General features: G+C 62.4%; 17 protein-coding genes and 2 pseudogenes. 10 read left to right on the top strand and 9 right to left on the bottom strand.

Annotation, left to right across the window (positions count from 1 at the left end; genetic code table 11):
* Positions 1–31: 31 nt before the first annotated feature.
* The 3 genes from HU766_RS23040 to HU766_RS26470 form a co-directional block, all read right to left on the bottom strand.
* Complete coding sequence (locus tag HU766_RS23040; RefSeq protein ID WP_186660922.1) at positions 32–1,093, bottom strand: TIM barrel protein; 1,062 nt, start codon at positions 1,091–1,093, stop codon at positions 32–34.
* A gap of 113 nt (positions 1,094–1,206) precedes the next feature.
* A complete protein-coding gene (locus tag HU766_RS23035) occupies positions 1,207–2,712 on the bottom strand; it encodes a PLP-dependent aminotransferase family protein (RefSeq protein ID WP_186660911.1) in 1,506 nt (501 codons plus the stop codon).
* A 118-nt stretch (positions 2,713–2,830) separates the two neighbouring features.
* Positions 2,831–3,145 carry a helix-turn-helix domain-containing protein gene (locus HU766_RS26470; protein ID WP_346656723.1) on the bottom strand — a complete coding sequence of 105 codons (315 nt, stop codon included), beginning with the start codon at positions 3,143–3,145 and terminating at the stop codon, positions 2,831–2,833.
* 16 nt (positions 3,146–3,161) lie between these two features.
* Here HU766_RS26470 and HU766_RS26465 point away from each other — a divergent pair.
* The 7 genes and pseudogenes from HU766_RS26465 to HU766_RS22995 all read left to right on the top strand — a co-directional run.
* Positions 3,162–3,374: pseudogene (locus HU766_RS26465) on the top strand (fatty acid--CoA ligase); the annotation flags it as partial.
* Positions 3,368–3,604, top strand: a pseudogene (locus HU766_RS23020) (STAS domain-containing protein); the annotation flags it as partial. The pseudogenes HU766_RS26465 and HU766_RS23020, both read left to right, overlap by 7 nt.
* Entirely contained in the window at positions 3,601–4,005 is a 405-nt protein-coding gene (locus HU766_RS23015; protein WP_186660907.1) for an anti-sigma regulatory factor, read from the top strand. The pseudogene HU766_RS23020 and the gene HU766_RS23015, both read left to right, overlap by 4 nt.
* Positions 3,996–5,012 carry an anti-sigma regulatory factor gene (locus HU766_RS23010; protein WP_186660906.1) on the top strand — a complete coding sequence of 339 codons (1,017 nt, stop codon included), beginning with the start codon at positions 3,996–3,998 and terminating at the stop codon, positions 5,010–5,012. The genes HU766_RS23015 and HU766_RS23010 overlap by 10 nt, the downstream gene beginning before the upstream one ends.
* A complete protein-coding gene (locus tag HU766_RS23005; protein ID WP_186660905.1) occupies positions 5,005–5,880 on the top strand; it encodes an ATP-binding protein in 876 nt (291 codons plus the stop codon). The genes HU766_RS23010 and HU766_RS23005 overlap by 8 nt, the downstream gene beginning before the upstream one ends.
* A complete protein-coding gene (locus HU766_RS23000) occupies positions 5,870–7,807 on the top strand; it encodes a response regulator (protein WP_186660904.1) in 1,938 nt (645 codons plus the stop codon). Before HU766_RS23005 ends, HU766_RS23000 begins: the two co-directional genes overlap by 11 nt.
* A 200-nt stretch (positions 7,808–8,007) precedes the next feature.
* Positions 8,008–9,555 carry a histidine kinase dimerization/phosphoacceptor domain -containing protein gene (locus tag HU766_RS22995; protein WP_186661011.1) on the top strand — a complete coding sequence of 516 codons (1,548 nt, stop codon included), beginning with the start codon at positions 8,008–8,010 and terminating at the stop codon, positions 9,553–9,555.
* 57 nt (positions 9,556–9,612) lie between these two features.
* Here the strand turns inward: HU766_RS22995 and HU766_RS22990 are convergent, their stop codons facing one another.
* A complete protein-coding gene (locus HU766_RS22990) occupies positions 9,613–9,822 on the bottom strand; it encodes a hypothetical protein (protein WP_238338658.1) in 210 nt (69 codons plus the stop codon).
* 343 nt (positions 9,823–10,165) lie between these two features.
* Here HU766_RS22990 and HU766_RS22985 point away from each other — a divergent pair, with 343 nt between their 5' ends.
* Positions 10,166–10,399, top strand: a complete 234-nt coding sequence (locus HU766_RS22985) for a hypothetical protein (RefSeq protein WP_186661003.1) — start codon at positions 10,166–10,168, stop codon at positions 10,397–10,399.
* 21 nt (positions 10,400–10,420) lie between these two features.
* Here HU766_RS22985 and HU766_RS22980 read toward each other — a convergent pair whose 3' ends face one another.
* Positions 10,421–11,278: an SDR family oxidoreductase gene (locus tag HU766_RS22980; RefSeq protein ID WP_186660901.1), complete on the bottom strand. Its 858-nt coding sequence runs from the start codon at positions 11,276–11,278 to the stop codon at positions 10,421–10,423.
* Positions 11,279–11,470: 192 nt separating this feature from the next.
* Here HU766_RS22980 and HU766_RS22975 point away from each other — a divergent pair, with 192 nt between their 5' ends.
* Positions 11,471–11,995, top strand: coding sequence for a hypothetical protein (locus tag HU766_RS22975; RefSeq protein ID WP_186660899.1), 525 nt, complete (start codon positions 11,471–11,473; stop codon positions 11,993–11,995).
* Between the two features lie 44 nt (positions 11,996–12,039).
* On the opposite strand, the gene HU766_RS22970 is transcribed toward HU766_RS22975, so the two are convergent.
* Positions 12,040–13,242, bottom strand: a complete 1,203-nt coding sequence (locus tag HU766_RS22970; RefSeq protein ID WP_186660897.1) for a zinc-dependent alcohol dehydrogenase — start codon at positions 13,240–13,242, stop codon at positions 12,040–12,042.
* Between the two features lie 124 nt (positions 13,243–13,366).
* On the opposite strand from HU766_RS22970, the gene HU766_RS22965 reads away from it, so the two are divergent.
* Complete coding sequence (locus HU766_RS22965; protein ID WP_339468965.1) at positions 13,367–13,729, top strand: hypothetical protein; 363 nt, start codon at positions 13,367–13,369, stop codon at positions 13,727–13,729.
* A gap of 143 nt (positions 13,730–13,872) precedes the next feature.
* On the opposite strand, the gene HU766_RS22960 is transcribed toward HU766_RS22965, so the two are convergent.
* From HU766_RS22960 to HU766_RS22950, 3 genes are read right to left on the bottom strand one after another with little or no spacing between them, the layout of a single operon-like run.
* Entirely contained in the window at positions 13,873–16,074 is a 2,202-nt protein-coding gene (locus tag HU766_RS22960) for a xanthine dehydrogenase family protein molybdopterin-binding subunit (RefSeq protein ID WP_186660894.1), read from the bottom strand.
* Positions 16,071–17,072, bottom strand: a complete 1,002-nt coding sequence (locus HU766_RS22955; protein WP_186660890.1) for a xanthine dehydrogenase family protein subunit M — start codon at positions 17,070–17,072, stop codon at positions 16,071–16,073. Before HU766_RS22955 ends, HU766_RS22960 begins: the two co-directional genes overlap by 4 nt.
* Entirely contained in the window at positions 17,069–17,596 is a 528-nt protein-coding gene (locus HU766_RS22950; RefSeq protein WP_186660888.1) for a (2Fe-2S)-binding protein, read from the bottom strand. Before HU766_RS22950 ends, HU766_RS22955 begins: the two co-directional genes overlap by 4 nt.
* Positions 17,597–17,623 lie beyond the last annotated feature (27 nt).

Here is a 17,623-nt window from a genome sequence, read left to right as displayed (position 1 = left end):
TTGTTCTCCGCAGGTAATCGGGTCGCCAGGGTCAAGCGTTGGCCAAGGTCAGCTCGGCCAGGGTGCGAAATTCGCCCAGCAGGCCGCGCACGTAGGCCACCTGGTTGTTGGCCCAACGGTGTTCGTCGGCCAGCATGCGCGCCAGGGTGAAACCGGCAGGCAGCGGTGTTTCGCTCATTTCCCGATAAGCGATGAAGGGGTCGGCCGCTTCCTGCTGCTGGCGGAAGGCCGGGGCCACGTAGTGGTTTTCCTGTTCGAGGATGAAGGCGATCACCTGCGGGGCTGTGTCGCCCAGCATCAGCAATTCGTACAGCATGCGTGCACTGGGCAGGTCGTCCTCGGCGCTGCCCTGCAGCACGCCGTAATGGCCGAAGCCGTTCTGTTCGGCGACGATGCGCACCCCCTTGAGGTGGCTTTGGCGGATGTGCGGCGCCAGGTTACGCAGGGCTTGCAGCGGCTGTTCGCAGGCATTGATCATGTTGCCGAAGTCGAACAGGGCATGCATGCGTGGGTGGTCGAGGCGCTTGAGCAGTTGGGCGATCTCGTCGCTCTTGAGCTCTTCGTGCTGCTCGAAGTCAAAGTACAGGTCGTGGGCGTCGGCCTGTTGCGCCAGGTAGTGCAGGTCGCTCTCGATGATGTCCATGACCCGCGACAGCGTGCCCTCGTAACGCGAGTAGACGCGGATGTTGCGTATCCCCAGGGCCTTGGCGATGGCGATCACCTGGTCGACATCCTGTTTCAGCGTGCTGCTGATTTCCACGTGCACGTCCAGCCCCAGTGCCTGGGCCTTGTCGGCAAACGCCTGGAGTTGGCCGGGGGACATCTGGCTCAGGCTGTTCTGCTCGCCGTCGAGCACGTGCAGGCTCAGGCCTTGCAGTTCGTGGCGATAGGCGAAGTCCAGCAGGTCGGCGGGGGTGACGTGGCCGTGGGTGAGGTTGGTCAACAGCGGATAGGCGTGGGCAAACAGGCGCACCTGTGCAAGGCGTTCGAGCAACCGTTGGGCCAAGGCGGGCGTCAGCATGGGGGCTGCCGCGTGTTCGACCACGTTGTGGCTGAGCAAGGCGTTGAAACGTTCCTGGATCTTATTGTTCATTAGCGTCGTTCCTGGTTCAGACGCCGGGTTTTGCCGGCCCAGCCTTTATCGCGCCAGTCAGGAACGTTCGATAGATCCATTATCCATCAATCGATAGGACCACTTGCCCGGCCTCAAGCGTTGCCGGGCAGATACCCCAGTGCGCGCAGGGCCCGGGCCAGCGCCTCGACCCGCGTCGCGGCCTGGTTTTCAGGCGTGCCGGCAAAGCCGATCAGCAGCGCCGGCGGTTGCGCATGGGCGATGCTGTAGTCGCTCAAGGGGTAGGTGTGGATGCCATGCTCGGCCAGTTGCCGGGCGATGTCTGCGTCGCTGAGGTGGGTGGGCAACCAGGCGATCAAGTGCATGCCGGCATCGGCCGGGGTGAGGGTGAAGAAGCCGCCAACCTGCAGTTCAAGTTGTTCGATCAACGCCTGCTGGCGCGCCTTGTACAGGCCGCGTATGCGGCGGATGTGGCCAATGAAGTGACCTTGGGCCATGAAGTCTGCGGTGGTTGCCTGCAGCAGCGTCGGCGGGCTGCGGTCCATGACTGCACGCAGGGTGCAGAAGGGCTCGACCAGCGCCGGCGGCAGAATCACGTAGCCCAGCCTGAGTGATGGAAACAGCACTTTGCTGAAGGTGCCGACATAGATCACCCGGGCCATCTGGTCCAGGGCGTACAGCGCGGGCAGCAGGCGGCCGCTGTAGCGCAACTCGCTGTCGCAATCGTCCTCGATGATCCAGCTCTGTTGCTGTGCGGCCCAGTCGATCAGTGCCTGGCGCCGCGCATAGCTCAAGGTGACGCCCAGCGGGTGCTGGCGCGAGGGTGTGCAAAACACCAGCCGCGCCTCAGGGCACTCGCACAATCCTTGTTCAACATCGATTCCGTCAGGGTCGACACGCAACGCCGTCACCCGTGCCCCTTGCGCCTGCAACGCAATGCGCGCGGCGATGTGCCCCGGGTCTTCCATCCACACGCTGTCCTGAGGGTTGAGCAACAGCATGCCCAGCAGGTTGAACGCTTGCTGCGCGCCGGACACGATCACCACCTGCCCGGCCTCGCAGTCAATGCCACGGGCATCGAATACGTACTCGGCGATCGCGCTGCGCAGGGCGTGCAAGCCTTGCAACTCGCCGTACCCCAGCATCGCCCTGGTGGGTTTGAGCAGGTGCTGGTTCATCAGGCGTCGCCAGACCGCCTGGGGGAACGCTTCATAGGTGCTGTGGCTGGGCAGGAAAGACGTCGGTGTGGCGGGGTCCCAATCGGCGTACGAAATGCCGCGAAAATGGTCGCTACGCAGCGACAGCATCGACTGGCTCAGGTCGGACAGGCGCGGTGGCGGCTGCTGTTGCTCGGCCTGGCCGCCCCGGCTCTCCCACTCGCTGCCGACATAGGTGCCGGCGCCGGTGCGCGAGGCCAGGAAACCTTCGGCAATCAACTGATCGAACGCGTTGAGAATGGTGATTCGCGACAGCCCCAACTCGTGGCTCAACGTGCGGGTCGAGGGCAGGCGGACGCCGCCCTGCATCCTGCCGTTGAGTATCTGCTTGCGAATCTGCAGGTACAGTTGGCGGTACAGGGGAAGGGTGCTGGCGCGGTCCAGCTCGATGGCAGACAGCAGCAAACCTGCGGCAGTTTTCATGGCATGTTCGTCTGCGGGGGAAGTAATTGAGCCTGAAACCCTCAGGCCTGCAGAAGCCAAGGGTATCGGGCGTTACGCGATAAGTCATCCGTAAGCTAAGCATGGCTGCGCCCGCCGCTCAGGGCTGCGCCCGCAGCCGCCGCCACAGGGTGCTGCGGCTGACACCCAGGCTACGTGCGGCTTGCTCCATGTTGCCGTCGTAGCTGGCCAGCGTACGCCGGGCATGCGCCGCCTCGGCGGCCTTGCCCAGGCTGCGCAGGTTGTCGTTGAAGGCCAGTGGCTGGGTGGGGGCCTGCGGCTGTTGGAAAAACTCCGGGAACAGGCTGGCCAGGGCGAGGCCATCGGCGCCCTCCAGGGCGGGGGCACACAGGGCGGCGCGAAACTGCCCGCTGGCGATGCGCGCAGGCAAGTCGCAATGGGTGGCGGCAATCACGCGGATATCCACCGGTGTGACCCAGGGCTACCTGAACGAGCCGCTCAAAGGCGCCGAACTGTGGCAGGACGGCTGGCTGCACACCGGTGACATGGGCTCGATCGACCGCCACGGGGTGTTGGAGATCAAGGACCGGATCAAGGACGTGATCAAGACGGGCGGGGAGTGGATCAGCTCGTTGACCCTGGAAAACCTGATCAGCCAGCATGCGGCGGTCAGCGCCGTGGCGTGCTGATCGACATCTCGGCGCTGGACATGGTCGATTCGTTCATCGGCCGCATGATCGCCACTATTTCGGGGTTGTCACGGATCATGGATGCCGAGACCGTCCTGGTCGGCATGCAGCCAGCGGTCGCGATCACTCTGGTGGAGCTCGGGCTAACCCTGCCCGGGGTCAGCACTGCACTCAATGTCGATCGTGGCATGCACCTGTTGCGCAAGCGGGTAGGCCGCCCATGACCATTCGCGAGCATGGCAGCCAGCCGGTACGCATCGAACAGGACGTCGTGCTGGCCCGCCAATTGACGCGCAAGCTCGCCAGTGACTGCGGCATGCGCCTGGTCGACCTGACCAAGCTGGTCACGGCCGTGAGTGAGCTGGCCCGCAACACCGTGGTGTACGGCGGGGGCGGCGACATGGACTGGGAGGTCATCGAAGAGGCTGGGCGTACGGGTGTACGTCTGGTCTTCCGGGATGAGGGGCCAGGCATTGCCGACATCAAACTGGCCTTGACCGATGGCTGGACATCCGGCAGTGGCTTGGGCCTTGGCCTGACCGGGGCGCGACGCCTGGTCGATGAGTTCGAACTGAATACCGCGCCCGGGCAAGGCACCCGGGTAATGATCACCCGATGGATTTGAACCTGACCGCAAGCCTGACCCAGGTCCTGCGCATTGATGATGGCACCCAGGTCGGGCACGCCCGACGGGTCGCGCAGAAACTCGCCGAACAGCAGGGCTTTGACGCCACCGATGCGGGCCGGGCGGCCATTGTCGCGACCGAACTGGCCAGCAATGTGCTCAAGCATGCCAAATGCGGCGAACTGCACCTGCGCGTGCTTGGCCCTGCCAGCCAGCCTGGCATCGAACTGCTGGCGGTGGATCGCGGCCAAGGTTTCGACCTCAACCATTGCCTGGTCGACGGTTACTCCACCGGCGCAACCGCGGGTATTGGCCTGGGCGCTGTCAGCCGCTTGGCGCAGGTATTCGATGTGCACAGCGATGCCCAAGGGGCCGTGGTGCTGGCGCGCCTTTATAAACAGGCTGATACGCCCAGGGACATTCGCCTGGGTATCAGCCAGCATTCGCTGCATGACGACCCGGCCTGCGGTGATACGTGGCACGTGACGCTCGGCGAGCAGCGATTGAGTGTGTTGCTGATCGACGGCCTGGGCCATGGCGAGGAGGCTGAACGCGCCGCCAAGGCCGGTGCCCAGGCGTTCGCCCAGAGCCCGTTCAGTGCACCGCTACATCTGCTGGGCGAATTGCACCAGGCCATGGCAGGTACGCGCGGTGGGGCTGTTGCGATTGCCCAGTATGAAGGGGGGCACGACAGCGTGAAGTTCATCGGCATCGGTAACATTGGCGCAACATTGGTCGGTGGCGATAGACCGCGTGGCCTGGCCTCTCACCCGGGCATCGTCGGCGGGCAATACCGCAAGGGGCAAGTGTTCGACTACGCTCGTGTGAAGGGGAATCTGTTGATCATGTTCAGTGACGGCCTGCAATCGCGCTGGAACCTCCAAGCCTACCCGGGCCTGCTACACCGCCACCCGGCCGTGATCGCTGCGGTACTGCATCGCGACTTCTGCCGTGGGCGGGACGATGTGACTGTGCTGGTGCTCGACCTGGAGACCGTGCATGCCTGAGTCAACGCCCGAAAACCGCGCCGCGCAGGCTGCCTGTGTGGCACGCCTGCAGGCCGAAAATGAAGCGCTGCGCGCAGAACTGGAAGAAACCAACCAGGGGGTGCTGGCGCTCTATGCAGAGCTGGACACCCAAGCCGAGCAGTTACGCCAGGCATCGGACCTGAAAAGCCGCTTCCTTTCCTACATGAGCCATGAGTTCCGCACGCCGCTGGGCTCGATCCTGAGCATCACCAGCCTGCTCGCCGATGAGGTGGACGGGCCGCTGAGCAAGGAGCAGCAATTGCAGGTGGCCTTCGTCAGCATTGCAACGCGCGAACTCAGCGACATGGTCGACGACCTGCTCGACCTGGCCAAGATCGAGGCCGGCCGTATCACCATCTCGCCAGCCTGGTTCGACATGCTCGACCTGTTCGCCGCCTTGCGCGGGATGTTCCGGCCAATCGTCGACACCGCTAGCGTGGACCTGATCTTCGAAGAGCCAGAGGGGGTGCCGCAGATCTACACCGATGACAAGAAGCTGGCGCAGATCCTGCGCAATTTCATCGCCAATGCGCTCAAGTTCACCACCCGCGGAGAGGTGCGGGTGTCGGCGCAACTGCTGGGCAACGACCAGATCCGTTTTGCTGTCACCGACACCGGCATCGGCATCGCCCCTGAGCTGCTGGGTGGCTTGTTCGAAGACTTCGCCCAGATCGACTCGCCGCTGCAGAAACGCCTGCGCGGCACCGGCCTTGGCTTGTCACTGTGCAAACGCTTCGCGGCCTTGTTGGGCGGCGAGGTGGGGGTGGAGAGCGTACCGGGCGCCGGTTCCACGTTCTTTGTCATCATTGCGCTGGCTCTGGCTCAGGAGAGCGCTGATGAACCCTGACATTCGCCTGCTCATCATCGACGACAACGCAGCCACCCGCTATGCGCTGCGCCGGCGCCTGGCGTTGCATGGCTACCAGATCCTTGAAGCGGGCACCGGTGGCGACGGGTTGGCACTGATCCACAGTGAGCAGATCGATGGGTTGATCCTGGATGTCAACCTGCCCGACATGAGCGGCTTCGATATTGTCCGGTTGCTCCGTGCCGACCCTGAGACCGCCTTGCTGCCGGTGATTCACGTGTCGGCGGCGTCGATCCAAACCGGCGACATCATTACCGGGCTCGATGCCGGTGCCGACGCCTACCTGGTGCACCCGGTGGACCCGGACGTACTGGTCGCCACCCTTCGGACCCTGATGCGGGTGCGCGATACCGAGCGGGCGCTGCGCGCAAGCGAGGCCAACTTCCGGGAAATTTTCAACAATGTGTCGGCACCGATCGCCGTGCTCGGTGCCGGGCTCAAGGTGCATGAGTGCAACCGTGCATTTGCCCAGCTGATCCAGGACAACCGCAACCCCGACACACTGCAGGAGTGCTTTGTCGACGGCCAGCAAGCCGCCATTGTCGCCTTGCGCCAGCACATGGCCGATGGCCGGCGCTGGCGTGGCACCCTGGGCATGAGCGTGCGCGGCCTGCAACGCGACACCGAATGGCAGCTCTCGCCCTACCGGGCGCCGGGGTTATGCCTGGTGTTTGTCGAGGACGTCACCGAGCATCGCCACCGCGAGCGCTCGCACCTGGCGCGCCTGGACGACGCCAATACCCGCCTGGCGCGGGAAATGGCGCAGCGGGCGCAGACCGAGGCGCAATTGCTGCAATTGCAGAAGATGGATGCCCTGGGCAGCCTCACAGGCGGGATCGCCCATGATTTCAACAACCTGCTGACCGGTATCATTACCAGCCTGGAACTGATCCGCAAACGGGTGGGGCAAAACCAACTGGAGAAAATCCCCACCTACGCAGACGCTGCGCTCAGTTCGGCCATGAGCGCAGCATCGCTGACCCACAGGCTGTTGGCGTTCGCACGTCAGCAACCGCTCGACACCCGCCCGGTGGACGTCAACGAACGGGTTCGCTCGCTTGAAGAGCTGATCACCCGCACCATTGGCGAACGTATTGTGCTGCAGCTGGAGCTTTCCAGCGAGCCGACGATTGCCCTGGTCGACCCGATCCAGCTGGAGAGTGCAGTGCTCAACCTGGTGATCAACGCCCGTGATGCCTTGGCCCAGGGTGGGCATATCTGGGTCAACACTGCCGCGAGTTGGTCGCACGGCAATGCCTACCTGCAAGACGGCCCCTATGTGGCGGTGACCGTACGCGACGATGGCGCTGGCATCGAGCCTGAGGTTCTGGAAAGGGTCTTCGACCCCTTTTTCACCACCAAACCGGTCGGCCAAGGTACCGGGCTGGGGTTGTCGACCATCTACGGCTTTGCCCGCCAATCGAGCGGGCATGTGTCGATCCGCAGCGTGCCAGGGCAGGGCACCGAGGTGACGTTGATGTTGCCGGCCAGTAGCCGTCAGGTGGCCTGTGAGGAGCAAGCGTCGCCGTTGAACCAGCAGGGCGCCGGCGAGCATGTGCTGGTTGTCGAAGACATGGCCTCGGTACGCCTGTCGGTGGCAGAAGTGCTGGCCGATGCGGGTTATCGTTGCACCTTGGCGGAGACCACCGAACAAGCGCTGGACCGCCTGCGTGAAGACGCCAGTATCGAATTGCTCTTGACCGATGTCGGGCTGCCAGGCATGAGCGGCCGCGAGCTGGCGGATATGGCACGTAGTTACCGCCCGGCGCTACCGGTGCTGTTCATGACCGGCTACGCCGAGACTGCGCTGGATCGTCAGGCGTTCCTGGATACCGGGATGGACCTGCTGATCAAACCGTTTCAGGTCAGTGACCTGCTCCATAAGGTGCGAACAGGCCTTGGGTAGCGCAGGGCGCATCTGCTTGCCGCGCAGTTAGACTGTTTTCGTCGTTGCGCCCAGGCGATGAGCGGTGATAAACCAGATAGCTGAATTCACGTCTGTCAGCCATGTTCTTAGCGTGGCATCTGCTGCTATGTTACGTGACGTCTGGCACAGCGGCGCAACCGTTTCAGCGTGCATCTCAACCAGCTTTGGATATCGTCCCCATGCATCAAACCCCTGACGAAACGATTCGCGCCGCGTTGCAGAAGTCGCACGCCAGGCTTCATCGCCAGCATGAACTGGTGGTCGAGTACGGCGTCATGTCACTCAAGTCGTCTGACCTGGATACGTTGCTGACCCAAGCCTGCTCTGCCGTGGCCAAGGGCATGGACACCCGCTTTGCCAAGGTGCTTACGCCGATACCTGACAGCGATGAGTTTTTGCTGTCCCATGGTGTGGGTTGGGATGACGCTGATATCGGGCACGCCACGGTGGGGGGGGATATCGCCAGCCCTGCGGGCTACGCCATCTCGACCTACAGGCCTGTGCTGTCGAACCATCTGGGGCAGGAGCAACGTTTCAGAACCCCCTCGCTGCTCAAGAAATACGGCATCGAGCGAGCGATCAACGTGCCTATTCGAGGCACCACCGCCCCATTCGGTGTACTCGAAGCGGACAGCAGCAATGGCGAGGACTTCATCGAAAGCGACCTGGTGTTCCTGGAAGGCATTGCCAATGTCATCTCCATGGCGGTGGAAAGGATCACTGCAGGCGCAGACATGCAGTCTTCGGACCCGTATTCCGAAAGTGTGCTGAACGCCAGCCCCGACTGCGTGATAATCCTCTCGGCGAGTGGCGACATCGAGTTCATGAACGAGGCCGGCATGTGCCTGTTGCACATCGGCGACCTCGCTCAGATACGTGGGGTGGCGTGGCCGCAGATCTGGCCAGATGAATCCCGCAGTGTGGTGCTGGACGCTATCAGAAGAGTAACGGGTGGGGAGTCAGCGCGCTTCGAGGCGTTCTGCCCAACCCTGCAGAATGAGCCGAAATGGTGGGATGTGACGGTGGCGCCAATATTTGGCGAGCAGGGCGAATTTGCAAAGATTATCGCCGTGTCGCGTGACATTACCGAACGTCGGCATCATGAAGCCCAATTGTTATCGTTGATCGATGCACAAAATACCAAGTTGAATAAAACCGACCTGCACCTGGAAGAAATCCACCACCGAGTGAAGAACAGCCTGCACTTGGTCAACACCTTATTGCTGTTGCAGGCAAACATGGCCGCTGATGAAGCGGTCAAACTGCAACTGGAAACAGCCGCGACCCGCGTACTGACTATTGCCAGCGTCCATGAGCGTCTTTATCAGAATGCTGAAACGCAACACGTGCGCGTTTCGGATTATCTAGAGGCGCTGCTGGGTGATCTGGGCAAGGCATTGGCCGACCGCAAGATAGTGCTGCATGCTGACACGTTCATTCTTGCGCCCGAAAGAATGGCGCCCCTGGGCCTGGTGATATCCGAACTGATCACCAACTCGCTGAAGTATGGAAGAGGCACGGTGGACGTCAGCGTAATGGGCCACGGTGATCATGCCCTGATCACGGTCTCGGACGAGGGCGATGGCTTTCCGGAGTCTTACCCCAAACCTACCGGTACCGGGCTGGGCATGCGCCTGGTAAAAAGCTATTCGGGCTATGGCAGCCTGGCGATCACGGTGGATCGCAGTGAACGTAAAAGCACGATTCATGTGCGCTTCAAACTCTAGCGACATGCGCCTGCGTTCTGGCCCCAGGGCAGCAATGCCACCCCGGGGCCAATGGCATCAACGATTTTTGTCCTGGTGCTGCGTATTGCCTTGATCGGCTTGACCGCCGCCCATACGGCCAGGGCCAGACGGGTTTTGCCCGGTGGATTGATCTGTACCTGCCTGCCCACCCTGGCTGCCGGTGTCGCTGGAGCGTTCCCAATCCTTGTTCATCTTGTCTTCAGGCTTTTGCCCAGGTTGCTGGCTGCCTTTTTTTTTGTCGGGCATGTCACCGCCTGCACCCTGGCCACCTCTTTGGCCTGCATCGCCGGCCTTGGAGTCGGCGTTGTCGCCTTGATTTGCGCCCCTGTCCTGATTGTTAGCCATGACCGCATACCTCTATTCGAACACAGGAAGGTCTGTGTTCAGTTGTGACTCCGTGACCGTTTGAGGCTGTTCATTTATTGCGCCAGATTCAGACAAAACGCCTGAACAACTGGGGGGGCGGCATTTGTGGCTCCAATAGCCTCGGTGCTGTTGGCATTGGATGCTGCGAAATAAAAAACTTTGCATGAGTCGTCTTGAGTCTTTGTCATAGTCGGACTAATACTAAAGAACTGCCGGAAGAGGGCTGATCATGCACAGGCGCTTTGTTGTGGTTCCCGCCGTACCTCGTCAACAAGAGATCTTGCCTCGGCGCATCGCTTTCCCCAGTGCCCTGGGTGAGGGCTACGACTTATACGACACACAAGACAAGATCCGCCTCAGTTTGAGTTTTCCAACACGCGCCGAAGCTGAGTTCGAATGTGCAACCCGCAACACTTACGACGATGCCAATGATGTGAACTTCGCCGGCAGCGGTTGAGCTGGCAAGGGCCAGGGCATTTCACAGCACAGGCTTGCCGCCCGTTACTGCGTAGCGCGCGCCAGAGATGTAGCTGGCCTCATCGGACCCGAGCAATACGTACACCGGCGCCACCTCGACGGGCTGCCCCGGCCTGCCCATCGGGTAGCCCGAGCCAAAGTTCTTCACAGCCTCATCGGGCATGGTCGCTGGGATCAGCGGCGTCCAGATTGGCCCAGGTGCCACGCTGTTGACCCGGATGCCCTTGTCTGCCAGCAATTGCGCCAGGCCTGCAGTGAAGTTGGCGATGGCGCCTTTGGTGGCGGCATAGGCCAGCAACTTGGGCGAGGGGTCATCGGAGTTGACCGAACTGGTGTTGATGATCGAGCTGCCTTTGGGCATCGAGGGCAAAGCCCGTTGGCAAATGCGGAAGATAGCAGTGATATTGACATCAAAGGTCATCACCCACTCGTCATCGTCGATTTCATCAAGCGACTCATGTGCCATCTGAAACGCCGCGTTGTTGACCAGGATGTCGATACGGCCAAATTGCGCCACGGTCTTGTCGACGATGTCGTAGCACTGCTGTTTTTGCCGCAGGTCACCGGGCAGCAGCAGGCATTGCCGGCCTGCGGCCTCGACCCAGCGCGCGGTTTCCTGCGCATCGTCGTGCTCATCGAGATAGGCAATGGCAACGTCTGCCCCTTCGCGGGCATAGGCAATGGCCACCGCACGGCCGATGCCGCTGTCGGCACCGGTAATCAGCGCGATCTTGCCATCGAGGCGGCCGCTGCCGGTGTACGTCTGCTCGCCACAATCGGGGTAGGGCTCCATCTTGCGTTGAGCGCCTGGCACGTTTTGCGGCTGTGACGGGAAGGGTGGGGTGGGGTAGTCGCGCATGGCAGAAGCTCCTTCAGTTGAGAACGTTCATACCGATTCGAAAGGGTCGTATCGCGAGTGTTGGAGTGGATGCCGGGTTTCAACGACGGACGGTCAGGCCACGCGGATACACTGAATTTTTCGCTCGCTTGATGGCTCTATCGCTGAACAGCCCGCATTTCGCGTAAGGCTTAACGACACCGGAGCCTGCAAGTGCCTCGTATCATCACGCCATCGACGCCTGAACATGAGGTCGAGGAAAAGAATGCAAGAATGTTTGGTACCGCCAAGGAACGTCTTGATTTCTATCGAAGGGAAATCCAGTACGAAACCACCATCCTGGCCAACCGGACCGACGCCTATCTTGCTGCACAGTCTTTTCTGGTGATTGCGTTCGTGTCATCCATGGGCAACCTGAACCAGAGCTGGGGTGAGATGTTCACCCTGATCGTGCCTGCCTTTCTCGCGCTGCTGGGTGTTCTGAGTTCGCTCAATGCCTGGCCGGGTATTCGCGCTGCCTATCGGATCATCGATCACTGGCAGCTCAAGCAAAGCCACCTGCTGCGCAGTGAGCCGATGATGGGCTTGGCCTACGATGAATCGCCGCTGTTCTGTGAGGCTGAAACCTCCCGGGCGGGGCATCGCAAATCCCTGCTGTTCTCACTTCGCACGCCCTGGATCTTTCTTGGCTTCTGGGTGTTGCTGGGCACTTACGCGGTGTACATCCAGCTGGCCTGATCGGTTGGGGAGGGCGGGGCCTGATTGCACCGCCCTCATCAGCGCTATGCGAACTCGCTGCCCAGGGTTCCGGGTGCCGCCCCCGGAACAAGAATGACTTTTCGGCAACTGTCCTGTTTCTGGTCGAACAGCTTGTAGCCAAGGGCTGCTTCTTCCAGGGCAAGTCGGTGCGTAACGATCATCTCCGGTTGCAAGCGCCCGGCCTCGATATGCTCCAACAGTTCAGGCAAGTACTTGTGCACATGGGTCTGGCCCATCTTGAATGTCAGGCCCTTGTCGAACGCGTCACCGAACATGAAGGCATGAATGAAGCCGGCATACACCCCGGGCACGCTGACCACGCCGCCGCGACGCACGGCAGCGATGCTTTGGCGCAAGGCCTTGCCGCTGCTGCCCTCGATCTTCAGCGCCGTCATCACGGTTTCTGCGGTGCTGCCCTTGGCCTCGAAGCCGACTGCATCGATCACGGCATCCACACCGCGCATCCCCGGTGTGTGGCGGATGATGCTGTCGGCCGGGTCGTCATCCTGCTCGAAGTTGATCGGGACAACCCCGTAAGCCTCTTGGGCATACGCCAGGCGGTAGTCATTGTCGTCGACCATGAACACGGTCTGTGCCCCAAGCATTCGCGCACAGGCAGCGCTCAGCAGCCCCACCGGCCCGGCACCGTAAATTGCCACCGACGAACCCGGGCCGACTTCAGCATTGACCACCGCTTGCCAGGCGGTCGGCAGGATATCGGAGAGAAACAGTACCTTGTCGTCGGCCAGGTCGGTGGGCACTTTGAAGGGGCCGACATTGGCTTTGGGCACGCGCACATAGTCGGCCTGCCCGCCAGGAATGCCGCCATACAGATGGCTGTAGCCAAACAAGGCTGCCCCCGGTGGGATGCCTTTCTTGTTGACGATGGAGCCGCGCCCCGTATTGGTGGTTTCGCACGCGGCAAACAAATCGTGCTGGCAGAAGAAGCAACTGCCGCAGGCGATGACGAAGGGGATCACCACACGGTCGCCAACCTGCAGGTGGGTGACGTCCTTGCCGGTGGCCTCGACGATGCCCATGAATTCATGGCCGAAGATATCGCCCGATTCAGTCTGCGGGATCTTGCCCCGATAGAGGTGCAGGTCCGAGCCGCAGATGGCGGTGGCCGTCACCCTGAGGATGATGTCGTCCGGCTCCTGAAGGCTGGGGTCAGGCACGGTATCGACCCGGACATCGTTGGCTCCGTGATAGGTCAACGCTCTCATGGCATGCATCTCCTGCAGTGGTGGATGTACGAGGCTAAGCAGAGGAAACTGGCGGGCACGGCAAAGTTCAGACCAACAGGTTCAGCGGCGACTTCGACCGTTGATAGTTCTGAATGAACCTATCGTGCTGCCGACGGCTCGATTGTCAGAAGCGCGCGGGATGACCGGGATGAATGCGTTTACACAGCAGACAGGGCTGGCGCAGCGCCGCCTCGAAGCCATCAACCGATGGTTCCAGCATTTCGATGACCACCAATTGCGCCGCGATTGCCCCAGCAGCTACCACGAGCAGCTGCTACGCCAGGCCGATGAAATGGACCGCTTGCACCTGATCGAATGGCAAGAGTGGCGTGACTTGCGGCGCCTGGCCGATTGGGCCTTTCTCAAGGCGGTGGCGGGCCTGGATTATCATGCTTTTCATACCCCCGTTGTGCATGCATACGGGCGTGTTACAGCGCCGGCACCTCATTCAGGAACACCAGGATGATTGATTTTCAGATCGCCTGAGTGGCTGCCAGCCCGGCGCGGTTTGAGGCCGATGCAAAACCTGGTGCATCTTCGACAATACCGCTTCGGGCGCAGCCTTGGGCAATGCCCTGACAACGCTGGCCTGCCTGAGCTGAGGGCGTGCTACAGCAGTTTATCGAGCGTGATCGGAAATTCCCTCACCCGCTTGCCGGTGGCGTGGTAAATGGCGTTGGCCACCGCCGCTGCCACCCCGACCACGCCGATTTCCCCCACGCCCTTGGAGCCCAGTTCGTTGACGATGTCGTCGTGCTCTTCGACGAAGATGACCTCGATTTCACCGCTGTCGGCGTGTACCGGTATGTGGTATTCCGCCAGGTTGTGGTTGAGGATTCGCCCCAAGCGGTGATCGGTTTGCGTCGCTTCGTGCAATGCCATGCCGATACCCCAGATGACACCGCCGAGGATCTGGCTGCGTGCGGTCTTGGGGTTGACGACGCGGCCCGCTGCCACAGCGCTGACCACCCGGGTGACCTTGACCGAGCCCAGGTCTTCATCCACTTGCACTTCGACGAACACGGCGCAATGGGTCGCGGTGGCGAAGGGTTTGCGCTTGGCGCTGGGCGCTGCTTCGACCTGCACCTCGAAAAACCCCTCGGGGGCACTGGCGACGATGTCCGCGAGTGCAAGGCGGTGGTTACCTGCCAGCAGGTAGCCGTCAGCGAACGCGATTGCTTCCACCGGCGTGTTGCCGACCTCAGGGTAATGCTGGCGTGCATGCGCAAGCACCTTGCTGCGCAGGGCCAGGCACGCCTGGCGGACGGCCGAACCTACCGACGACACCGTGAAAGACCCACCCTGCAGCGGCGCGGTCGGCAGCGAAGAGTCCCCCAGCACAAAGGTCACGTCTTGCACACGGGCGCCAGCGGCGTCGGCCGCGATCTGCGTCATGACGGTGTAGGTGCCGGTGCCGATGTCGGTAGTCGCGCTGCTGACGGTCAAATGCCCTGCGCCATCGATGCGCGCCTTGGCACTGGCTTTCATCTGCATGGCCTCCCAGACCCCGCCTGCCATGCCCCAGCCAACCAACTGCTGCCCATGGCGCATGCTGCGAGGTTGTGGGCGGCGGTTGCCCCAGCCAAAACGCTGGGCACCCTGGTCATAGCAGGCCAACAGCTCCTTGCTCGAATAGGGTTTGCCCTCGTTACCATTGATGGCAGCGAAATTGCGACGGCGCAGCTCTAGCGGGTCGATATCGGCTGCGCACGCCAGCTCATCCATGGCGCATTCCAGGGCGATCATCCCGGACGCGGCGCCTGGTGCGCGCATGTCCAGCGGGGTGTACACATCCAGGGGCGCAAGGCGGTAGCTCAGGGCAACGTTGTCGCACTGGTAGAGCATGCCGCTCCATTCCACCAGGTGCTCGGTGAAGTCCTCGAAGCGTGAGGTCTGGCCAAGCGCGTCATGGGCAATCGCCAGCAACCGCCCCTGCGAATCGGCCCCCAGGCGCAGTCGTTGCTGGGTGCGGGGCCGGTAGCCGAAGGTGAACATCTGCTGGCGGGTCAGCGTGACACGCACCGAACGTTGCAGGTGCAAGGCCGCCATCACCGCCAGGGGCAGCTGGTACTGCGGGCGCAACCCCGAGCCGAAGGCACCGCCGACGAACGCTGCCAGCACCCGGACTTTTTCCTTGGGCAGGTCGAATACCTTGTGCAGGTAGTCCTGGCAATTTTGCGTACCTTGGGTCTTGTCATGGATTTCCAGGCTGCCGTCGGCCTGGTACAGCACCGTCGAAGCATGGGGCTCCATCGGGTTGTGGTGTTCGTTGGCAGTGAGGTAGGTCGCGTCTACCTGCACCGCGGCGTTGGCAAACTGCCCGGCAAAATCGCCGCGAGGGTCGGGCGTTTCGGCGGGTGCCGGGTGCGTTTTGTCGAGTACGCTGGCCAGGTCGGTTTCATGGGGTTCTTCGAGGTACTCGACCTTCACCAGCGAGCCTGCATACCTTGCCAGCTCCAGGCTTTGCGCGACCACCAGCGCCAGGGGCTGGCCGCTGTACAGCACGCGATCGTTGAACAACGGCCGAAAGGGCGTGCCCTCGGCCGAGTCGGCGTCACTGTAATCGTCGTCGTAGCTGGAAACGCGAGGGCGATGGGCATGGTCCAGCACGGCGATTACCCCCGGCACGCTCAGTGCTTGGGCAGTGTCGATGCTCAGCACCCGCCCACGGGCGATCGTGCTGGACACCACGCTGCCATGCAGCAACCCGGCCTGTGGGTACTCGCCCGCATAGCGCGCCTGCCCGGTGACTTTCGCCACACCGTCGACACGGTCCATGGCCGTGCCCACTACCGCTGTTTTGATGTTCATGAAGTTGCCCCCCTGGCTTTTGCCCCGAGCGCCGCATCGCTTAATGCGCGCACGATGGTACGTTGCGCGAGGGGCACCTTGAAGCCGTTGTGGGCCAAGGGTTCTGCCCCCTGCAGCAGGGCGTCGGCCGCTTGGGTGAACAGCGCCTGCGTGGGCGCCTGGCCGATCAACGTGCGTTCGACAGCCGGGTCTCGCCAGGGCTTGTGGGCCACGCCACCCAGCGCCAGGCGTGCGTCCTGGATCACGCCGCCATTGAGGTTCAACCCGGCGGCAACCGATACCAGTGCAAACGCATAAGACGCCCGATCGCGGATCTTCAAATAGCGGTAGTGGTCTTCGAACGTGGGGGGCGGCAGTTCGAGGGCGGTTATCAGCTCATCGGCGGCCAGCTGATTGTCGCGCTCCGGTGCGTCCCCGGGCAGGCGGTGAAAGTCGGCGAAGGGTATCTGGCGTTTGCCGGCCCGGCCCTGAACATGGACCACGGCCTCGAGCGCTGCCAGCGCCACACACATGTCCGAAGGGTGTGTCGCAACGCAGGCATCGCTGGCACCGAGGATGGCGTGGATGCGGTTCAGGCCTGTGCGCGCCGGGCAGCCGCTGCCTGGCGCGCGCTTGTTGCAGGGTGTGCCGGTGTCATAAAAGTAGTAACAGCGGGTGCGTTGCAACAGGTTGCCGCCGGTACTGGCCATGTTCCGCAACTGCGGCGAGGCGCCTGCCAGAATGGCCTCGGCCAGCAGGGGATAGTGCTGTTCGATCACAGAGGCCCAGGCCAGCTCGGCATTGCTGACCAGTGCGCCGATCAGCACGCCACCGTTCGCGGTGGGCTGGATACCGTTCAACCCGAGGCCTGTTATGTCGATCAGGCGCTCGGGGCGCACCACGTTTTCTTTCATCAGGTCGACGAGGTTGGTGCCACCGGCGATGAAACGTGAGGACACGTCGGCCAGGCCGACGGCTTCGCCGACCGATGCCGGCTTGTGGTAGCTGAACGGCGTCATGCGCGCGGCCCTCCCTGCAGGTTGGCCTTGGCGCGCATCAGCGGCAGTGCTTCTTCCACCGCCGCGATGATGTTGCTGTAGGCCCCGCAGCGGCAGAGGTTGCCGCTCATCTGCTCGCGAATGGCTTCGCGCGTGCAGGCGCGCCCTTCTTCTGCCAGGCCAACGGCGGAGCAGATCTGGCCTGGGGTGCAGTAACCGCACTGGAAGGCATCATGGGTAATGAATGCGCGCTGCAGGGGGTGCAGTTTGTCACCTTCGGCCAGGCCTTCGATGGTGACCAGGTCAGCGCCGTCACACATGACGGCCAGGGTCAGGCAGGCGTTGACGCGTTTGCCGTCCCGTAACACCGTGCAGGCACCGCATTGGCCATGGTCACAGGCTTTCTTGGTGCCGATCAGATCCAGTTGCTCGCGCAGCAGGTCGAGCAGTGTCGTCCAGGGGTGAACCTGCAGCGACCTGGCCTGGCCGTTGATCGTCAGGCGGAGGGGATGTGCTTCGCCACTCTGGGGGGAGTTTGCGCTCATTGGGTGTCCTCACGGTTGGGGGTCGCA

Source organism: Pseudomonas sp. SWRI77 (genome assembly GCF_014269105.1).
In the GTDB taxonomy this organism is placed as follows: Bacteria; Pseudomonadota; Gammaproteobacteria; order Pseudomonadales; family Pseudomonadaceae; genus Aquipseudomonas; species Aquipseudomonas capeferrum.
The sequence above is the reverse complement of the archived record's forward strand: the minus strand, read 5'-3'. Positions and strand labels throughout refer to the sequence as shown.

Coding starts and splice junctions, on each gene's coding strand:
- HU766_RS23035 (WP_186660911.1), bottom strand. CDS start 2,712: ATGAAAACTGCCGCAGGTTTGCTGCTGTCTGCCATCGAGCTGGACCGC.
- HU766_RS23000 (WP_186660904.1), top strand. CDS start 5,870: ATGAACCCTGACATTCGCCTGCTCATCATCGACGACAACGCAGCCACC.
- HU766_RS22955 (WP_186660890.1), bottom strand. CDS start 17,072: ATGACGCCGTTCAGCTACCACAAGCCGGCATCGGTCGGCGAAGCCGTC.
- HU766_RS22990 (WP_238338658.1), bottom strand. CDS start 9,822: ATGCCCGACAAAAAAAAAGGCAGCCAGCAACCTGGGCAAAAGCCTGAA.
- HU766_RS23040 (WP_186660922.1), bottom strand. CDS start 1,093: ATGAACAATAAGATCCAGGAACGTTTCAACGCCTTGCTCAGCCACAAC.
- HU766_RS23005 (WP_186660905.1), top strand. CDS start 5,005: ATGCCTGAGTCAACGCCCGAAAACCGCGCCGCGCAGGCTGCCTGTGTG.
- HU766_RS22970 (WP_186660897.1), bottom strand. CDS start 13,242: ATGAGAGCGTTGACCTATCACGGAGCCAACGATGTCCGGGTCGATACC.
- HU766_RS23015 (WP_186660907.1), top strand. CDS start 3,601: ATGACCATTCGCGAGCATGGCAGCCAGCCGGTACGCATCGAACAGGAC.
- HU766_RS22960 (WP_186660894.1), bottom strand. CDS start 16,074: ATGAACATCAAAACAGCGGTAGTGGGCACGGCCATGGACCGTGTCGAC.
- HU766_RS23010 (WP_186660906.1), top strand. CDS start 3,996: ATGGATTTGAACCTGACCGCAAGCCTGACCCAGGTCCTGCGCATTGAT.
- HU766_RS22995 (WP_186661011.1), top strand. CDS start 8,008: ATGCATCAAACCCCTGACGAAACGATTCGCGCCGCGTTGCAGAAGTCG.
- HU766_RS22980 (WP_186660901.1), bottom strand. CDS start 11,278: ATGCGCGACTACCCCACCCCACCCTTCCCGTCACAGCCGCAAAACGTG.
- HU766_RS22950 (WP_186660888.1), bottom strand. CDS start 17,596: ATGAGCGCAAACTCCCCCCAGAGTGGCGAAGCACATCCCCTCCGCCTG.